Source organism: Providencia rettgeri (assembly GCF_041075285.1).
GTDB classification, from domain to species: Bacteria; Pseudomonadota; Gammaproteobacteria; order Enterobacterales; family Enterobacteriaceae; genus Providencia; species Providencia rettgeri_G.
Map to the genome: position 1 here is coordinate 2,645,616 of NZ_CP163512.1, position 18,430 is coordinate 2,664,045.

14 protein-coding genes are annotated in these 18,430 nt (G+C 43.3%); 10 read left to right on the forward strand and 4 right to left on the reverse strand.

Annotation, left to right across the window (positions count from 1 at the left end):
- The first annotated feature begins 64 nt into the window (after positions 1–64).
- The 3 genes from AB6N04_RS12000 (at position 65) to rluA (ending at position 6,577) form a co-directional block, all read left to right on the forward strand.
- Positions 65–2,404 carry a DNA polymerase II gene (locus AB6N04_RS12000; protein ID WP_369312093.1) on the forward strand — a complete coding sequence of 780 codons (2,340 nt, stop codon included), beginning with the start codon at positions 65–67 and terminating at the stop codon, positions 2,402–2,404.
- A gap of 383 nt (positions 2,405–2,787) precedes the next feature.
- On the forward strand, positions 2,788–5,694 hold the full coding sequence (gene rapA, locus AB6N04_RS12005) for an RNA polymerase-associated protein RapA (protein ID WP_369308536.1): 2,907 nt from the start codon (positions 2,788–2,790) through the stop codon (positions 5,692–5,694).
- 232 nt (positions 5,695–5,926) lie between these two features.
- The gene (rluA, locus tag AB6N04_RS12010; RefSeq protein ID WP_369308537.1) at positions 5,927–6,577 is read left to right on the forward strand and encodes a bifunctional tRNA pseudouridine(32) synthase/23S rRNA pseudouridine(746) synthase RluA; all 651 of its coding nucleotides are present in this window, start codon (positions 5,927–5,929) and stop codon (positions 6,575–6,577) included.
- Between the two features lie 91 nt (positions 6,578–6,668).
- Here rluA and djlA read toward each other — a convergent pair whose 3' ends face one another.
- Positions 6,669–7,484, reverse strand: coding sequence for a co-chaperone DjlA (gene djlA / locus AB6N04_RS12015; RefSeq protein ID WP_369308538.1), 816 nt, complete (start codon positions 7,482–7,484; stop codon positions 6,669–6,671).
- Positions 7,485–7,665: 181 nt separating this feature from the next.
- On the opposite strand from djlA, the gene lptD reads away from it, so the two are divergent.
- The 6 genes from lptD to apaH all read left to right on the forward strand — a co-directional run bounded on the left by lptD (position 7,666) and on the right by apaH (position 14,546).
- A complete protein-coding gene (gene lptD, locus AB6N04_RS12020) occupies positions 7,666–10,032 on the forward strand; it encodes an LPS assembly protein LptD (RefSeq protein ID WP_369312095.1) in 2,367 nt (788 codons plus the stop codon).
- Positions 10,033–10,216: 184 nt separating this feature from the next.
- Positions 10,217–11,536 (forward strand): peptidylprolyl isomerase SurA, encoded by a 1,320-nt coding sequence (gene surA / locus AB6N04_RS12025; RefSeq protein ID WP_369308539.1) that lies wholly within the window; start codon positions 10,217–10,219, stop codon positions 11,534–11,536.
- Complete coding sequence (pdxA, locus tag AB6N04_RS12030; RefSeq protein ID WP_369308540.1) at positions 11,520–12,512, forward strand: 4-hydroxythreonine-4-phosphate dehydrogenase PdxA; 993 nt, start codon at positions 11,520–11,522, stop codon at positions 12,510–12,512. The genes surA and pdxA overlap by 17 nt, the downstream gene beginning before the upstream one ends.
- The gene (gene rsmA, locus AB6N04_RS12035; RefSeq protein ID WP_369308541.1) at positions 12,509–13,318 is read left to right on the forward strand and encodes a 16S rRNA (adenine(1518)-N(6)/adenine(1519)-N(6))-dimethyltransferase RsmA; all 810 of its coding nucleotides are present in this window, start codon (positions 12,509–12,511) and stop codon (positions 13,316–13,318) included. Before pdxA ends, rsmA begins: the two co-directional genes overlap by 4 nt.
- 17 nt (positions 13,319–13,335) lie before the next feature.
- A complete protein-coding gene (gene apaG, locus AB6N04_RS12040; protein ID WP_369308542.1) occupies positions 13,336–13,713 on the forward strand; it encodes a Co2+/Mg2+ efflux protein ApaG in 378 nt (125 codons plus the stop codon).
- A 2-nt stretch (positions 13,714–13,715) separates the two neighbouring features.
- Positions 13,716–14,546 carry a bis(5'-nucleosyl)-tetraphosphatase (symmetrical) ApaH gene (gene apaH, locus AB6N04_RS12045; RefSeq protein ID WP_369308543.1) on the forward strand — a complete coding sequence of 277 codons (831 nt, stop codon included), beginning with the start codon at positions 13,716–13,718 and terminating at the stop codon, positions 14,544–14,546.
- Positions 14,547–14,607: 61 nt separating this feature from the next.
- Here apaH and folA read toward each other — a convergent pair whose 3' ends face one another.
- The gene (gene folA / locus AB6N04_RS12050; protein ID WP_369308544.1) at positions 14,608–15,105 is read right to left on the reverse strand and encodes a type 3 dihydrofolate reductase; all 498 of its coding nucleotides are present in this window, start codon (positions 15,103–15,105) and stop codon (positions 14,608–14,610) included.
- A gap of 249 nt (positions 15,106–15,354) precedes the next feature.
- On the opposite strand from folA, the gene AB6N04_RS12055 reads away from it, so the two are divergent.
- Positions 15,355–15,969 (forward strand): LysE family translocator, encoded by a 615-nt coding sequence (locus AB6N04_RS12055; protein ID WP_369308545.1) that lies wholly within the window; start codon positions 15,355–15,357, stop codon positions 15,967–15,969.
- Between the two features lie 207 nt (positions 15,970–16,176).
- On the opposite strand, the gene AB6N04_RS12060 is transcribed toward AB6N04_RS12055, so the two are convergent.
- A complete protein-coding gene (locus AB6N04_RS12060; protein WP_369308546.1) occupies positions 16,177–16,620 on the reverse strand; it encodes a GNAT family N-acetyltransferase in 444 nt (147 codons plus the stop codon).
- A 125-nt stretch (positions 16,621–16,745) separates the two neighbouring features.
- Positions 16,746–18,152, reverse strand: a complete 1,407-nt coding sequence (gene ftsP, locus AB6N04_RS12065; RefSeq protein WP_369308547.1) for a cell division protein FtsP — start codon at positions 18,150–18,152, stop codon at positions 16,746–16,748.
- Positions 18,153–18,430 lie beyond the last annotated feature (278 nt).

An 18,430-nucleotide genomic window follows, 5' to 3' on the forward strand; every position in this document is an offset into this window, starting at 1 on the left:
ATTCACACCCTTGTCGTATATTATTGGGTAACTGAGCAAAACGAGTTACCCAATGCACCAACCAATGACCTCTGCACAACAAGGCTTTATCTTAAGCCGGCACTGGAAAGACACCCGCCATGGTGTCGAGGTCTCCTATTGGCTGCTTACCGACACTCACCCACAAAAAGTCACCGTCCCTTATCAAAAAGCCATTGGATTTTTATCCGCTTCCAAGCTGCCTATTGTTCAACATCTCTTAGATGAACAGCCTAACGTCAGTTACCGATTACTCGAACTCTCTGACTTTCAACGGGAAAAAGTCTACGCTATCTATTGCCAACAATATCGCCAATTACAAAATATCGAAAAAAGCTGCAAAGAATTAGGCGTTGAACTGTTCGAAGCTGATATCCGCCCTTGTGAACGCTATTTAATGGAGCGTTTTATTACGGCTCCGGTTTGGTTTTCACGTAACCTGCATGGTGAATACCTGCTTAAGCCTTGTGAAGGCTACCGTCCACGCATTAACGCGGTTTCTTTGGATATCGAAACGAGCCAACATGGTGAATTATACTCCATTGGGCTATCTGGCTGTCATGACAACGTGGTATTTATGTTAGGTCCGGAGCAAGGCCCAGCACTAAATCCAACGTACCGTCTTGTCTATGTGAATAGCCGTCCTCAATTGCTTGATAAACTAAATGAATGGCTGCAACAGTACGATCCTGATGCCATTATCGGCTGGAACTTGGTCCAGTTTGACTTACACATTTTGCAAAAACACGCAGAACGCTATGGCATTCCTTTGTTGTTTGGGCGGCAGGGAACAAAATTAGAATGGCGAGAACATGGTTTTAAACCAGGCGTTTTTTTCGCTTCAGCACAAGGTCGGTTAATTATTGACGGCATCGATGCGCTCAAAAACGCGACATGGAATTTTACTTCTTTTAGTTTAGAATCTGTCTCACAAGAACTCCTTGGTGAAGGCAAAGCGATTGATACTCCTTACGACCGTATGGATGAAATTAACCGCCGCTTTGTACACGATAAACCAGCCCTCGCACACTACAATATTCAAGACTGTATTTTAGTCCATCGTATTTTTGAAAAAACCGATCTGATGGCCTTCTTACAAGAACGGTCTTCAGTGACAGGCTTAGTCCCTGATAAAATGGGGGGCTCCGTTGCGGCATTTTCCCATCTGTATATTCCGCGCTTACACCGCCTCGGTTTTGTTGCCCCAAATATAACCGAACACAAAATGCAGTTAAATCCTGGTGGATTCGTGATGGATTCTCAACCCGGGCTGTATGATTCTGTTTTAGTCCTAGACTACAAAAGCCTGTATCCCTCAATTATTCGGACCTTTTTAATCGATCCCGCAGGTATGATTGAAGGGCTTGCTCACCCTGATCCGCAACATTCAGTACCCGGTTTTCGTCAAGCGTGGTTTTCTCGTACAACCCATTGTTTGCCCGATATTGTTAGTCATATTTGGCAAGAACGGGATAAAGCCAAAAAAGAACACAATGCCCCGCTGTCGCAAGCACTAAAAATCATTATGAATGCTTTTGCTGGTGTACTTGGTGCTGAAGGTTGCCGCTTCTTCGACCCACGTTTAACCGCATCCATTACCATGCGTGGTCATGAAATCATGCGTACAACCAAGCGATTGATTGAATCTCAAGGCTACCAAGTCATCTATGGGGACACAGACTCGACCTTTGTTTGGCTACGTGAACAACACAGCGAGGAGCAAGCACAAAAAATTGGCTACGCACTTCGTGATTATGTCAATAATTGGTGGAAGAAGCATTTGCAAGATGAATGGCAACTTGAAGGTGTTCTGGAACTTGAATATGAAACCCATTACCGGCGTTTTCTCATGCCAACCGTACGTGGCGCTGAAATGGGCAGTAAAAAGCGTTATGCAGGTTTAAGCCAAGATAACATGGTCTTCAAAGGGCTAGAAACGATCCGCTCAGATTGGACGCCTCTGGCACAAATTTTTCAAAAAGAGCTTTATACACGTATTTTCCATCGCCAACCGTATCGCGAATATATTCTTGAATATATCCAAAATATTCGTGCGGGTAAATTTGATGATCGCTTAGTTTACCGTAAGCGCTTGCGTCGAAAACTTACGGATTATCAACGCAATGTACCTCCCCACGTTCGTGCTGCGCGTGCCGCTGACGACTATAATGTCAAATTGCAACGCCCTTTGCAGTACCAAAATGGAGGGTGGATAAGCTATATCATCACATTATCGGGGCCTGAACCCCTCGAAATCGTTACCGCAAGACCGGATTACGAACACTATATTAACAAGCAAATCAAACCGATAGCTGATGCTATCTTGCCTTTTTTAGAAGATGACTTTGATACCCTCTTAACGGGTCAAATTAGCCTATTGTTTTAAAAATTATTCTGTAACTGATGCTTTTTTAACAGGTGACGATATGCCTCAGTTGAATTACTATAACGCCCCTTTGATATCCGCACAGCTCAACTGCACAATTAATGCGCGATAATCAGTAATACTCGTTAGAATTCAAACAGGATTACTCGCCTTATCTTTAGCGTATATCTCGCGAAGGTAAATAAGCAATCATGGCGAGCCACTGCAATTTGATTTTATTAATGTGTATAATTAATCATCAGGTAACGACTATTTTTAACAAACTCGAATTCTTCCTGATGCAACAGCGTGTTAGTTGCATCAACACTGGGCGAAGACTCTGATAAAAATTGTCTTAATAAATCTAAGAATAACTCACAAATTTATGGAATTAAGTTAAATCTATGCCATTTACTCTTGGTCAACGCTGGATCAGCGATACAGAAAGCGAACTTGGATTAGGCGCCGTTGTGGCGATTGATGCCCGCATGGTGACATTGCTTTTCCCTGCAAGTGGTGAAAACCGCCTTTACTCACGCAGTGATGCGCCAATTACCCGAGTGATGTTTAATGAAGGTGATACCATTACCAGCCACGAAGGTTGGCAGCTTCAAGTTGAAAGCATTGAAGAAGATAAAGGATTATTAACTTACATCGGTACGCGTTTAGATACGCAAGAAAGCGATGTAAGCCTCAGAGAAGTGTTTCTTGATAGCAAACTGACCTTTAATAAACCACAAGATCGTTTATTTGCTGGTCAGATTGACCGTATGGATCGCTTTGCACTGCGTTTTCGTGCACGTAAATTTCAAAGCGAACAAGTTAAGCACCAAGCGACAGGTTTACGTGGTATACGCGCCAGTTTGATTCCACACCAATTACACATCGCCAATGAAGTAGGCAAGCGCCATCATCCACGTGTTTTACTTGCCGATGAGGTGGGTTTAGGAAAAACCATTGAAGCCGGAATGATCATCCACCAGCAACTTATGGCGGGTCGTGCTGAGCGCGTACTTATCATCGTTCCAGATAGCTTACAGCACCAATGGTTAGTGGAAATGCTGCGCCGCTTTAACTTACGCTTTTCACTATTTGATGATAGCCGCTATAGCGAAGCGCAACATGATAGCGATAACCCATTTGAAACCGAGCAACTCGTCCTCTGTTCACTGGATTTTGTTCGTCGTAATAAACAGCGGTTTGACCAATTAGTTGAAGCTGGCTGGGATATGATGGTAGTCGATGAAGCTCACCACCTGCAATGGAGTGAAGCCGCCCCGAGCCGCGAATATCAAGTGATTGAAACTTTAGCAGAAAGTATTCCTTCTGTGCTTCTGTTAACCGCGACGCCCGAACAACTCGGTCAAGAAAGCCATTTTGCTCGTTTACGCCTTCTCGACCCTAGCCGTTTCCACGATTACGCAGAATTCATTGCTGAGCAAAACAACTACCGCCCTGTTGCCGATGCAGTTTCATTATTGCTCTCTGGTGATAAATTAACTCATGAGCAGCAAAACTTGCTTAATGATTTGATCAAAGAGCAAGATATTGAACCATTACTGAAAGCCGCTAATCTTGAAACTGAAGATAGCGATGCAGCGCGTCAAGAACTGATCAACATGTTGATGGATAGGCACGGTACCAGCCGCCTATTGTTCAGAAATACCCGTAATGGCGTCAAAGGCTTCCCTCGTCGCGAACTGCATTCGTTAAGAATGCCATTACCTACCCAATACCAAACCGCTATTAAAGTGGCTGGTATTATGGGAACCAAGAAAGATACGGAAACTCGTGCTAAAGAGATGCTGTATCCTGAACAAATTTACCAAGAGTTTGAAGGTGAAAATGCCACTTGGTGGAATTTCGACCCACGCGTCGAATGGTTGATGGGTTTTTTAACGGCTAATCGCCATGAAAAGGTACTGGTTATCTGCGCAAAAGCAGCAACGGCCCTGCAATTAGAGCAAGTTTTACGTGAACGGGAAGCTATCCGTGCCGCCGTCTTCCATGAAGGATTATCACTATTAGAACGCGACCGTGCTGCGGCTTACTTTGCCTCTCAAGAAGAAGGTGCTCAAGTACTACTGTGTTCTGAAATTGGTTCAGAAGGTCGTAACTTTCAGTTTGCTAACCAATTAGTGATGTTTGACCTGCCGTTTAATCCTGACCTGCTAGAACAGCGTATTGGTCGGTTAGACCGTATCGGTCAAAGCCGTGATATCAGTATCCACGTGCCTTATCTAGAAAACACCGCGCAAGCAGTGTTGATCCGTTGGTATCACGAAGGCTTAGATGCTTTTGAGCACACCTGCCCAACAGGTCGAGCTATTTATGATAAATATTACCAGCCATTACTGCAATTTATGGCCGACCCCACCGTCACCGAAGGGTTTGATGAATTTATCAAAACATGTCGTGAAGAACACGACAGCTTGAAATTGCAATTAGAACAAGGCCGCGACCGTTTACTTGAAATGCATTCAAACGGTGGCGAGTCAGGTAATCTATTGGCCGAAGAAATTGGCGAAGGTGATAACGATACTGAATTGGTTAACTTTGCACTCAATCTGTTTGATATTGTTGGTATTAATCAAGAAGATAAAAGCGATAACTTGATTATTTTAACACCCTCTGACCATATGTTAGTCCCTGATTTCCCAGGACTTCCACAAGATGGCTGTACAATCACCTTTGATAGAGAGCAAGCGCTTTCCCGTGAAGATGCACAATTTATCAGCTGGGAACACCCTATCATCCGTAATGGGCTGGATTTAGTGTTATCCGGTGATACCGGTAGCTGCGCAGTGTCTTTATTGAAAAATAAAGCCTTACCGGTCGGCACGTTATTGACTGAACTGATTTATGTGGTTGAAGCACAAGCACCGAAAAACTTGCAAATCAGCCGTTTTCTACCAGCCACGCCTGTGCGCTTATTAATTGATTTAAAAGGTAATAACCTATCTTCTCAAGTTGAGTTTGAAAGTTTTAACCGTCAGTTAAATGCCATTAACCGCCATATGGCAAGCAAACTGGTAAATGCAGTACAAAACGAAGTACATTCTGTGTTGCGTTTATCTGAACCGATGGTTGAAAAAGAAGCAAAACTACTGATTGAAAGCGCCAAAGAAGCCGCTGATAAAGCGTTAACCATGGAGCTTTCTCGTTTAGAAGCACTAAAAGCGGTTAATCCCAATATCCGTGATGAAGAGCTTGATATCATTGAAGATGAGCGCCAACAACTGATGACCAATATCGACCAAGCAACGTGGCGTCTAGATGCCATTCGCTTAGTTATCGTGACACATCAGTAAGTCATGGCAATAGAGCCATATAGCGATATATGGCTCGCCATTAATCTAAAATCTACAACTTGAGTTAGCCATTTTATTACGTCCTTTTGAGTAATAAAAACAAGGTTACCCTAAGTAATTCGAGTTGTAGGTAGGCAGTAAGCGAAGATATTTCAGGGAGTATACATAAGTATGTGACCCGAGAAGCTGAGCGAAGCCAACCCCTGCAACTTGAAGTATGACAGGTAATTTTATGGAACCTTACAATCCGCCTCTAGATCCTTGGCTACACATACTCTACCAAGACGACCATATTATTGTTGTCAATAAACCAAGCGGCTTACTCTCTGTACCGGGGAAAGCCTCGGAACATCATGACAGCATTATGAGCCGTATTCAGCGTGATTTCCCTGCGGCGCAATCCGTTCACCGCTTAGATATGGCCACCAGTGGGGTCATGGTCGTTGCCCTTCATAAAGCTGCTGAGCGCGAACTCAAACGTCAATTTAGAGAACGTGAGCCAAAAAAAGTCTATATTGCACGTGTTTGGGGGTATTTAGAAAAAGAAGAAGGTTTAGTTGATTTACCGCTGATTTGTGACTGGCCAAACCGACCAAAGCAAAAAGTGTGTTTTGAAACAGGAAAATCGGCTCAAACTGAGTATCAGGTTTTGCAATATGAAGAACAAGCGACCCGCGTTAAGCTTTCACCAATCACTGGCCGTTCACATCAACTTAGAGTCCATATGTTAGCTTTAGGTCACCCTATCCTTGGTGATCGCTTCTATGCTCACGATGAGGCCAAAGCACTAGCCCCTCGCTTACAGTTACATGCACAGGAGTTATACATCACCCATCCTGAATATGGCACACCAATGCATTTTACCTGCCAACCCGATTTTTGAATTTATTTAATCGATTGATTGCCTAATCTCCAACCCCTAAATATTCGTGTTGCAGCCAACAGCGCTACGGCGCGAAATATGGCGGGGAAATTTATTTGAAGCCGAGCTCCTTCTTGACTAAGTCGTAAGCTGCTTGGATTGATTGCGCTTTCTGCTTGGCTATTTCCATCATTTCTGGCGGTAGGCCTTTCGCCACCAATTTGTCTGGATGATGTTCACTCATTAGCTTACGGTAAGCCCGTTTAATTTTAGTCGGCTCGTCGCTAGGAGACACACCTAGCACTTTGCAGGCATCTTCTAAGGTAGGCCCTGTCGATTGTTGATAATAGCCTCCTGATTGCTGCTGAGAGTATCCTTGACCAAATTGGCGACCACTTTGGATCATCTCTAAGAACTGTTCGAACTGAATTTTCGAAATACCAAGCTCTTCTGCGATGATAAACAGCACTTTTCTTTCATTTGGGTGGAGTGAACCATCGGCAAAAGCAGCTTGTAATTGAATTTCCAGAAACATCTGAATCAAGTCGAAGCGACCGTAGCACGCCATACGTAATTGTCTTAACACATCGCGTAATGGAAAGTTAGGTGATTTCCCTTCTCGAAAGGCTTGCTGTGCCGCTTTTCGGGTTTCGCCGTGCAGTTGCATTCTATCCATCAAATTTGATGCAAGCTGAATGTCTGTCTCGGTTACACGGCCTTTGGACTTGGTTAAATGTCCTAAAATTTGGAAAGTACTCGCAAAGAAAATGATTTGGCGATCACGCTTATTCATTGACCCGGCAAATTTACGTTGTATTGATGCTTTATCAAAGCCGTGGCCAATAATTAACCCCGCTAATGCCCCCCAAAAACCCAATCCAGAGACGATTGCGAGTATTACGCCAATAATTTTACCCCAATAGTGCATATATCCCTCAATTCTTCAATGCTCAAAATGCAATTTTGCATTATCATACTATTCATTCTGCTCTATGCATAACTACCCGCGCGTAAAGTTTCTTACATTATACTGGCGCAAAGTAGTTGGCTAAGTTAGTCTTTGAGCGTTTGCTGGCTGTGCCAATGATGACGGAACCGCATATTTAATGATGAAAAAAAGCTATCCAACACTAGTTGCCACCCTTGTATGGGCGGCTATTTATAGTCAGCAAGCGCATGCTGACCTTGCGCAGCAGTGTATGCTGGGTGTCCCTGTTTATACAAAACCGATTGTAAAAGGTGACCCTAACAACCTGCCAATTAATATTACGGCTGAAGATGTTCGTGGTGAATACCCAAATTTTGTTGAATATGACGGCAATGTCGATATCCAACAAGGGAACCAAACACTGACCGCCGATAACGTTAAATTAACGCAAACTGAAACGGCGGGGCAGCCGCCTGTTCGTGAAGTTACTGCAACGGGTAATGTTCACTATGATGACCCGCAAATTATCTTAAAAGGTCCTTCCGCTTGGTCTAACTTAGATAATAAAAATACCGATGTGAACGACGGTAACTACATGATGGTCGGTCGCCAAGGTCGCGGTGACGCTACGAAAATGAAAATGCGTGGAGAAAACCGCTACTCCATCATGGAAAACGGAACATTTACCACCTGCTTACCAGGCAATAACAGTTGGAGCGTTGCAGGGTCTGAAGTGATTATCGACCGCGAGGAAGAAGTCGCCGAGATTTGGCATGCTCGCTTTAAAGTCGGTGATGTGCCAATTTTTTACAGCCCATATATGCAATTGCCGATTGGGAATAAACGTCGCTCAGGTTTCTTAATTCCAACTGGTAGCTACTCAAATAATGATGGCTTAGAGTTCTCTTTACCCTATTATTGGAATATCGCACCGAATTATGATGCGACCATCACCCCTCAATTTATGACTCACAGGGGCGTGAAGTTAAACAACGAATTCCGTTATCTTATCACGCCGGGGACGGGGACTATTGCCTTTGATTATATCAACCGAGACCGTGCTTATATCAAAGACAAAGAGCGTGAAAAACGAGCGGCCCGTGATAGTGATGACCGTTGGTTATTCTATTGGCGTCACTCTGGCACCTATGCGGGGCACTGGAATTTTGCCTCTGACTACACCAAAGTCAGCGATCCACAATACTTTACCGATTTTAGCTCTCAATACGGTAGCACAACCGATGGTTATGCCACACAAAAATTCAGCGCAGGCTACTCGGATACCAATTGGAATGCGAAAGTCACCCACAAACAATTCCAAATTTTTGCGGACAACCCGAATAAACGTGCGTATAAAGCAGAGCCTCAAGTTGACTTTAATTATTATAAAAATAATTTAGGCGCCTTTGATGTGCATACTTATGCGCAAGCGGCCCGTTTTACCAGCGTGGGTAAAAACAACCCTGATGCAACACGTTTACACTTCGAACCTGAAGTAAACCTGCCATTATCCAATGGTTGGGCAAACATGAATAACAGCATTAAGTTGTATGCCACGCATTACGACCAAGATATTCCAAAATCGAATACCAACACTAGCCTTGAGAAAAATGTTAGTCGCGTGCTTCCAATGTTTAAGAGCGATGCGAAAGTGGTTTTCGAACGAGACCTTTTCCAAGGCAGTGATTATGTGCAAACATTAGAACCGCGTGTGCAATATTTGTATATTCCGTATAAAGATCAGGACAATATCAATAACTTTGACTCATCTTTACTGCAATCAGATTACAGTGGTTTATTCCGTGATCGTATTTACAGTGGTCTTGACCGTATTGCTTCTGCCAATCAGTTCACCACTGGTTTAACGACGCGTGTTTACGATGATGCACTCGCGGAACGCTTTAATTTCTCCGTCGGGCAAATTTATTACTTCGAACGTCCACGTGCAGGGAATTCAAATCGACCTATCGATGATAAGAGCAACACAGGTTCCTTACTGTGGGCGACAGATTCGATGTGGCGCATCGATGAAAACTGGGGGATCCGCGGTGGGTTACAATATGACCGCCGTCTTGGTAACGTCACAATGGGTAATGCCGTTGCGGAATACCGTTTAGATGCCGATCGCTTAGTTCAGTTGAATTACCGTTTCGTTGACCGTGATTATATTCAAGCGACTTTCCGTGATTTAGATAAAATTGGTAAAAATCAAGAGTTACCTGAATATCAACGAGGTATTTCACAAGTAGGTACCGTTGTGAGCTGGCCATTAAATGAACAATGGGGCTTTGTCGGTTCCTACTATTACGATACAAAACAACAGCAATCTGCAAGTCAACTGGTTGGATTGCAATACAATACCTGCTGTTGGGCAGTGAACCTTGGCTATGAACGTAAGATTGTTGGTTGGCAAAAAGAGAAGTTCAGCAGCGAATATGACAATAAATGGTCAATCAATGTGGAACTTAGAGGCCTAAATAACAATCATAGTTTAGGTAGTCAGAAAATGTTAGAAGCGGGCATCATGCCTTACCAACGTGCTTTCTGATAACAAATAACATCGTTTATGGGAAATAGCATATGACTTGCGCGAGTGGTGCAGTCAACACTGGTGCTTGAAGTCGTGACTTGCCCGAGTAAACGCAGTCAACAACACTGCGCCTTGAAGTATGACGAGTAAACGTATTTAGCCCGCTTTTTGGCGGAATCAAAGACAATATTATAGGACCATTATGAAGAATTGGAGAACGCTTATTCTGGGACTGATGTTCGCAAGCTCTGCGACTTTGGCTGCGCCACAGCAAATGGATAAAGTGGCTGCGGTTGTCAATAACGGAGTTGTGCTGGAAAGTGACATCCAGAATATGATCAATACAGTTAAACTGAACGCACAGAATGCCCGTCAGCAGATCCCTGACGATCAAACCTTGCGTCATCAAATCCTTGATCGTCTGGTAATGGATAACATCATGCTGCAAATGGCAAACCAAATGCAGATTAATATCCCAGATGAAGCAGTGACTGCCACCATCGCAGATATTGCACGTCAAAATGGTTTAACACTGGAACAAATGCAACAACGTTTAAACGCTGATGGCATTAACATGAACCAGTACCGTAGTGAAATCCGTAAAGAGATGCTGATCGCCGAAGTGCGTAACAACGAAGTTCGTCGTCGTGTTACCATTTTACCGCAAGAAGTTGACGCGCTTGCTGAACAAATGAGTTCACAAGCTAACTATGAAATGGGCGTAAATCTGAGCCACATTTTAATTCCATTACCAGAAAACCCAACACCTGAACAGCTAAAAACCGCTGAAGCATTAGTCGATAAAATTTTAGCCGACCTAAAAAAAGGCGGTGACTTCGGTAAATTAGCTATCGCTTATTCAGCTGATCCACAAGCGCTAAAAGGCGGCAACATGGGATGGTCGCGTCTGCAAGAACTCCCTGTTGTATTTGCTGAACAACTGAAAAATGCGAAAAAAGGCAACATCGTTGGTCCAATCCGTTCTGGCGTCGGTTACCACATTTTGCGTGTTAACGATGTGAGCGGCGGTAGCCAGCCTATCTCTGTCACTGAAGTAAAAGCACGTCATATCTTGATTAAATCATCGCCGATTATGGATGATGCACAAGCAAGACAAAAACTGAATAAAATAGCCCAAGACATCCGTTCTGGGGCAGTTTCATTCGAAGATGCAGCGAAAGAAAACTCAGAAGACCCGGGTAGCGCATTAAAAGGTGGTGAACTTGGCTGGAATATGCCGGATGTTTACGACCCAGCATTTCGTGATGCATTAATGAAATTGAACAAAGGTGAGTTAAGTCAGCCTGTACCATCAAGCTTTGGCTGGCACTTAATTCAGTTGGAAGATACACGTAACGTTGATAAAACCGATGCTGCGCAAAAAGACCAAGCGTATCGTTTACTGTTTAACCGTAAATTTAACGAAGAAGCTCAAAGTTGGATGCAAGAACAACGTGCTTCTGCTTACGTGAAAATCATTGATGGTCGTGATAACCAATCTCAAGATGAAAAATCTAACTAAGCCTATTGTGATTACCCCCGGTGAGCCTGCCGGGGTTGGTCCAGATTTGCTTATCCAGCTCGCTCAACAGGCATGGCCCGTTGAGCTTGTTGCTTGTGCCGATCCCAACTTGTTGCTTGATCGCGCTAAAGCGCTAAATCTGCCACTCACGTTAACTGAATATGTAGCAAGTGAGGCGGGAAAAACACACACCGCAGGCCACTTATCTATTATGCCAGTACCATTAAGCGCCCCAGTGAAAGCAGGTGAACTTAACGTTAGCAATGGTAATTATGTGGTTGAAACACTTGCGAAAGCCTGCGATGGTTGTTTAACGAATGCGTTTTCTGCCATTGTCACTGGACCCGTGCATAAAGGCATCATTAACGATGCTGGTATTTCTTTTAGCGGGCATACTGAATTTTTTGCTGAGCGCAGCGGTTGTGAACGCGTGGTTATGATGCTAGCAACTGAGGAGCTACGTGTCGCACTTGCCACCACGCATCTCCCATTAAAAGACGTTTCAGCGGCGATTACGCAGCAAAGTCTGCGTGAAGTCATCACGATTTTACATCAGGATTTACACACTAAATTTGCTATCGAGAACCCCGTTATCTACGTATGTGGACTAAATCCCCATGCAGGAGAAGGCGGGCACATGGGAACAGAAGAGATAGAGACTATTGAGCCTGCTTTGGAAAGTTTGCGTACAGAAGGTATCCACCTCATCGGGCCATTGCCTGCGGATACTCTCTTCCAAGCCAAATATTTAGACCATGCAGATGCCGTTTTAGCCATGTATCACGATCAAGGTCTTCCTGTGTTAAAATATCAAGGTTTTGGTAGAGCGGTAAATATTACCCTCGGCCTACCGTTTATCCGTACTTCCGTCGACCATGGCACAGCCCTTGAGCTTGCAGGTACGGGTCATGCAGATGCGGGAAGTTTTATCACCGCATTGACATTAGCTATCCAAATGACATCTAAGAATACATGAATAATCGAGTCCATCAGGGGCATTTTGCCCGCAAACGCTTCGGGCAGAACTTTTTAACTGACCAATTTATTATCGACAGTATCGTTGATGCGATGAATCCACTTCCAGGTCAATCTATTGTCGAAATTGGCCCAGGTTTAGGCGCATTGACTGAGCCCGTCGGTAGCCGTATTGAAAAAATGACGGTCGTTGAGCTTGACCGTGATCTCGCGGCGCGTTTACACGTCCATCCGCAACTCAAGGATAAATTAACAATTATCCAACAAGATGCGATGACGGTTGATTTTGGTGAATTGGCACAACAAGCAGGTCAGCCACTGCGCGTGTTTGGTAACTTACCTTACAATATTTCGACCCCATTAATGTTTCACCTGTTCACATTTACTAACTCCATTGCAGATATGAATTTCATGCTGCAAAAAGAAGTGGTCAATCGGCTAGTTGCAGGCCCCGGTAGCAAAGCCTTTGGCCGTTTAAGTGTGATGGCACAATATTATTGTAACGTCGTGCCAGTCCTTGAAGTGCCGCCGACGGCCTTTACTCCAGCGCCAAAAGTAGACTCTGCGATTGTTAGGTTGATCCCACACCGCGAGCCGCCATATCCAGTTAAAGACATTAAATTCTTAAGCCGGATCACCACACAGGCCTTTAATCAACGCCGTAAAACCATCCGTAATAGCCTTGGGGATTTATTTAGCGCTGAAGAATTAACAGAGTTAGGTATCGATTTAAGTACACGTGCCGAAAATATTTCTGTTGAACAGTACTGCAAAATGGCAAACTATCTTTCTAACCGATCAGAATAGAATGTTGAGGAGGCACTATGCTTAATGAGCCGAATGTGAGCATCCAAGTTCAGAGTGTCTACATCGAGAGCCAGTCACAGCCCGATATTGCCAGATATGTGTTTGCATACACCATTTGCATCCGCAATTTAGGGCGTGATCCTATTCAACTCATGAGCCGTTATTGGCTCATTACTAACAGTGATGGCCACAAAACAGAAGTACAAGGCGAAGGTGTTGTCGGCGAACAGCCTATTATCCGACCAGGTACTGAATACCGCTATACCAGTGGTGCTATTCTTGAAACGCCAATGGGCACAATGGAAGGCTATTACGTGATGATAAATACACAAGGGGATAGTTTTCATGTTGATATCCCTGCTTTTCGTCTAGCAATTCCAACACTGATTAATTAATTATGTCGACATATATAGTAGGTGATATTCACGGCTGCTATCGTGAATTACGTGAATTGATGGACAGTGTCAATTTTGATCCACAACAAGACACGTTATGGCTAACTGGCGACTTAGTCGCCCGTGGTGCAGAGTCACTGCAAGTTTTACGTTACGTTAAAAGCCTTGGCAATTCAGCTCGTTTAGTACTGGGTAATCACGATCTTCATTTACTGGGTATCTATTGCAAAATTAGCCGCAATAAACCTAAGGATCATCTGGATGAATTATTGCATGCACCTGATTTAGATGAGTTGGTCAATTGGTTGCGGCGCCAGCCACTGCTGCAAATAGATGAAGAACGAAAAATGGTCATGACCCATGCAGGGATCACACCGCAATGGGATATCGAAACGGCAAAAATGTGTGCAAGAGAAGTTGAAGCAGTGCTTTCTAGCGATGCATACCCTTTATTTATTGATTCAATGTATGGTGACATGCCAAACAATTGGTCTGATAGCTTAATGGGGCTGGCTCGCTTACGCTTTAGTACCAACGCACTCACTCGTTTACGTTATTGCTTCCCGAATGGGCAATTGGATATGATCTGCAAAGAAAATCCCAAAAAAGCCCCTGCCCCGTTAAAACCTTGGTTTGATTTGCCAAGTCAAATTCCTAACGATTACGCCATCTTTTTTGGTCATTGGGCATCACTGGAAGGGAAATGCACACCCGATAATGTGTATGCCATGGACACCGGCTGTTGTTGGGGCGGCGATTTAACGCTGCTCCATTGGGAAACCAAACAATACCATCGGCAAAAATCCTATCAAAAGAGCCGCAAGGGTTCTTAGTCCAGCAAAATATCAAATGGCGCAATTAAGCGCCATTTTGGCTTTAGGAGTCGATTAAAAATCATTCTCTTTTGGTCAGGATCTCAAAGCAATAACCGTGCGTATTGTTTTCATCCGCTTCGTGATATTCCGTAAAAATAGAATCCCACTCATCAGGCTCATATGCAGGGAAATGGGTATCGCCAATCACTTCCGCATCAACATGAGTTAAATAGAGTTTATTCGCTAACGGTAAAAATTGTTGGTAAACCTTACCACCACCAATCACCATTACTTCCTCGACGCCCTCTATCGCTTGTGCAGCCGCGAGCGCTTCCTCAATAGAGGTGACCCAAATAACTGTATTATCCGCGCCAGCTGGCTGACTGCTAAGCACGATATTAACTCGCTGTGGTAATGGACGCCCTATAGACTCATAAGTCACACGTCCCATAATCACGGGTTTATTTAACGTATTTCGTTTGAACCACGCCAGATCCCCCGGTAAATTCCAAGGCATCGCTTTTTCCATGCCGATAACCTGATCGATCGCCATTGCTGCGATTAAGCTAATATTCATTTACTCACCTTAGAAGCAAAATATAAAAATTGAGCACACTATACGGAAAGAGATTTGCTTCGTCGACTAAATTTAAACTTCCTTAAACAGCTTTGAATCACTTATACTCAAATTGATAAATTTAAGGCTAAAAATAACATTAAAAATCGAAAAAGCGGCGGTTTTCTTCTCTGAAGGGGCTGACATTCAGTAGATAATGATTAGACCTTACAAATACCCAAAATAACACTAAACAAAGAGACATTTATCATGTACGAAACCAGTATTATGGTGGCGACCATTGCCGCTTTAGGGATGCTTTCACCGGGACCTGATTTCTTCCTTATTGTGAAAAATGCCGCTCGATATCAACGCTCTGCGGCGTTAATGACCGCCTTTGGTGTGATTGCCGCAATTGCCCTGCATATGTCTTATTGTGTTGCAGGGCTTGCTGTCCTCATTACCACCACACCATGGCTGTTTAATATTTTAAAATACGCAGGAGCTGCTTATTTGGTTTGGATAGGGATCAAAAGCTTATTGCCTCAATCGGGCCATTTAGTTGATTTAAATACCACTGAGCATGAGGTGGTTTCATTTAAAAAAGCCTTTATGCAAGGTTTCCTCTGCAATGTGTTAAACCCCAAAGCCACCTTATTCTTCCTTGCCGTATTTACCCAAGTACTGGACATCAATTCAACATTTGGTGAAAAACTGTGGTTTGCCTTTATTATCTGGGGGTTAGCTGTTATTTACTGGCCTATTTTGGTCTTTCTTATTCAAAGTGCTCCAGTGAGAAAAGGATTAGCAAAAGTACAAAAATATGTAGATAGGATCCTTGGCGTGATCTTAGTTGCTTTCGGCATTCGAGTGGCATTGAGCTAATAACTCCCCATCATAACCACCCGCATAGCAGGTGGTGAGGTTGTAGACAAAGTGGGATAAAAGCGTTGTTTTTCCCACTTTGTGTTATCAGGCGAAAATCAATATATTGATTTTCCTTATTTTTTCAAAACCTATCCAGCCTGCCGCCAAACATGTTATGTTTGTCAGCAGTCTAAAAGGTCGCAATTTTCATGCGACCTTTCATTTTTAAGCTAATCGGTATTGAGCTAAATGTTCTCCCCAATCTGCCAAGCCTTGAGAAATAAACCCTGCGCTTTGATAAAAATAATGCGCATTGGTATTTTCTTTATGATAGCCAACCATCAAGAAGGGAATATCCGCTGTATTTGCATGCTGAATGTCAGCTATTAATAAAGCCATTGCTTGTTTTCCATACCCTTTACCTTGATGTTTTTCATCAATCATAAAACGGTAAATCCAGTAGTTACCATCATCTGGGTCAATACCATACATTACCATTCCAATCATTTCGCCTTGATGGCAAATCCCCTTAACGACAAAGCCCGTTAAGAATTGCACCTCTGCAATCGAATAAAGGTTCGATGCAATAAAAGCGGATTGTGCTTGTGAAACCTGTAAATCAGCACAATCTTCCCAATTTTCAGTTGTTAAAACAACGAGTGTTACCATGACTTCTCCTAGGTTAGAGAAGCGAATACCTCTCTAACTCATTAATATGAAAATTTAACGTATTAGGTTTCATGTTTGGCATAGTCACCTCCTTCATGGTTTTCATTGATAACATAATCATTTAATTATTCTTGTGGCGAAACGACCAATTGTCCTGCTGAACCTAAATCTGCTTTTTCCAAATTTTGGCTATAAAAGAGGAATGGAAAATGGTTGTATGAAGGCTGCATCATTTGCACTAATAACTCAGTACGTCCATTAACCCACACTGTATCTTTCCAGCCATAGTCTTCAGGTGGTGTAGGTTGCCCATTACGATTAATAATTTTAAAGCGCACGCCTTCAATGTGAAACGCTTGGGGCTCATTACTTGTAATAGTCCAACGCTCCCAATTTCCTTGACGGCTAGTGATATCCACACGTTGAGTATCAATAGTAGCATTATTGATGCCAAAACCATCATTTAGATGAATATCTCTTTGTGTAATACTGGAAGTGACTTGCGTCTTATCTTCCGTCAGTTGTGTTGGTAATCCGTCAGTCACGAGTGACATCAAACCTGTGGCTTTAATCGTTAGTACATTTGTCGAGATCAGACTGTTTGAAGGCTCGAACAGCCCTTTTAGTCTATCCATAAACGTAGCAGACTCCCCCGCAGTGATGGTCACCTCTTGCGTTTTAGCCATATCAATGAGTACTTCACGTCTTTCACCCGGAGCAAGTGGCAACTCTTGGACATTCACAGGAACAGTTAATAAGCCTTGATCCGAGGCAATCATAGCAAATGGACGACCATCGCTAATTTTCATTACATAATTGCGTGAGTTTGAAGCATTTAATAACCTTAAACGTACCCAGCCACGGGATACTTCAATATAGGGGTTTTGCACGCCATTCACTAACAATGTATCCCCAAGAAAACCATTTTCATCGGCTTTATACTCAGGTACACCAAAGTTATCTAACCGTTTATCTTGGATGATCACCGGGAAATCATCTACACCATAATGATTAGGTAAACGGAGGTTTTTTGTGACATCATCTTCAATGATCCACATACCTAATAACCCATTATGGATTTGTTGTCCCATTTTCCCTTGTGTATTTGCATGGTACCAAAGTGTGGCAGCATTCTGGCGAATGGGGATCACAGGTGACCAATCAGCATTAGGTGAAATCAACCTTGCGGCTCCGCCAATTTGCGTCCCCGGAATTTGTAGCCCGCTGATGGTCATTGAAACCGCTTCTGGCAAGCGATTACTGTATATTAGTTTGAGGTCATCACCATTCTTGACTTTCACCGTCGGACCTGGTGAGGAGCCATTGATCCCCCATATATCCGCAGAATATTTCCCATCAAAAGACCAATGAACTTTTTGCAACGTTAAAAAAAGGGGCTGCCCAGAGCGCGACTCTAGCAATGGGGGCACCGGGAGTTCACGGGAGTTCTCAGCACTGGCACTCATTGGCAAATAGGACATACACAGAGCCAACCCTACCGCAACGAGGGTTTGGCATCGATTGAATGACATAAATTCTCCGCTAAATAAACATTCCAGCGCATTTAATTATTAGATATTCGAAATTTTTAGCCTATCAATTGGCTAATTTTAGATTGGCGCTGGTAATAATACGACTTACAGACAACAATTTAATACTTCGCTAATTTTGCGAGCCATGATATCGCGAAAAAAGGTTAAATTCTAAAAATATCTTTCTAATATATAAAAAATTAATTAATGGAAATATAAATAGCATGATGAATTAATCGGGGGGAGAAAATAAGCGAGAAAAATAGCTGTTGGGAGCA

What these genes read in the sequence shown, in the direction of transcription:
- rluA (WP_369308537.1), top strand. Translation starts at nt 5,927, where the DNA reads ATGGAACCTTACAATCCGCCTCTAGATCCTTGGCTACACATACTCTAC.
- rapA (WP_369308536.1), top strand. Translation starts at nt 2,788, where the DNA reads ATGCCATTTACTCTTGGTCAACGCTGGATCAGCGATACAGAAAGCGAA.
- apaG (WP_369308542.1), top strand. Translation starts at nt 13,336, where the DNA reads ATGCTTAATGAGCCGAATGTGAGCATCCAAGTTCAGAGTGTCTACATC.
- AB6N04_RS12055 (WP_369308545.1), top strand. Translation starts at nt 15,355, where the DNA reads ATGTACGAAACCAGTATTATGGTGGCGACCATTGCCGCTTTAGGGATG.
- surA (WP_369308539.1), top strand. Translation starts at nt 10,217, where the DNA reads ATGAAGAATTGGAGAACGCTTATTCTGGGACTGATGTTCGCAAGCTCT.
- AB6N04_RS12000 (WP_369312093.1), top strand. Translation starts at nt 65, where the DNA reads ATGACCTCTGCACAACAAGGCTTTATCTTAAGCCGGCACTGGAAAGAC.
- AB6N04_RS12060 (WP_369308546.1), bottom strand. Translation starts at nt 16,620, where the DNA reads ATGGTAACACTCGTTGTTTTAACAACTGAAAATTGGGAAGATTGTGCT.
- ftsP (WP_369308547.1), bottom strand. Translation starts at nt 18,152, where the DNA reads ATGTCATTCAATCGATGCCAAACCCTCGTTGCGGTAGGGTTGGCTCTG.
- rsmA (WP_369308541.1), top strand. Translation starts at nt 12,509, where the DNA reads ATGAATAATCGAGTCCATCAGGGGCATTTTGCCCGCAAACGCTTCGGG.
- lptD (WP_369312095.1), top strand. Translation starts at nt 7,666, where the DNA reads ATGAAAAAAAGCTATCCAACACTAGTTGCCACCCTTGTATGGGCGGCT.
- folA (WP_369308544.1), bottom strand. Translation starts at nt 15,105, where the DNA reads ATGAATATTAGCTTAATCGCAGCAATGGCGATCGATCAGGTTATCGGC.
- pdxA (WP_369308540.1), top strand. Translation starts at nt 11,520, where the DNA reads ATGAAAAATCTAACTAAGCCTATTGTGATTACCCCCGGTGAGCCTGCC.
- djlA (WP_369308538.1), bottom strand. Translation starts at nt 7,484, where the DNA reads ATGCACTATTGGGGTAAAATTATTGGCGTAATACTCGCAATCGTCTCT.
- apaH (WP_369308543.1), top strand. Translation starts at nt 13,716, where the DNA reads ATGTCGACATATATAGTAGGTGATATTCACGGCTGCTATCGTGAATTA.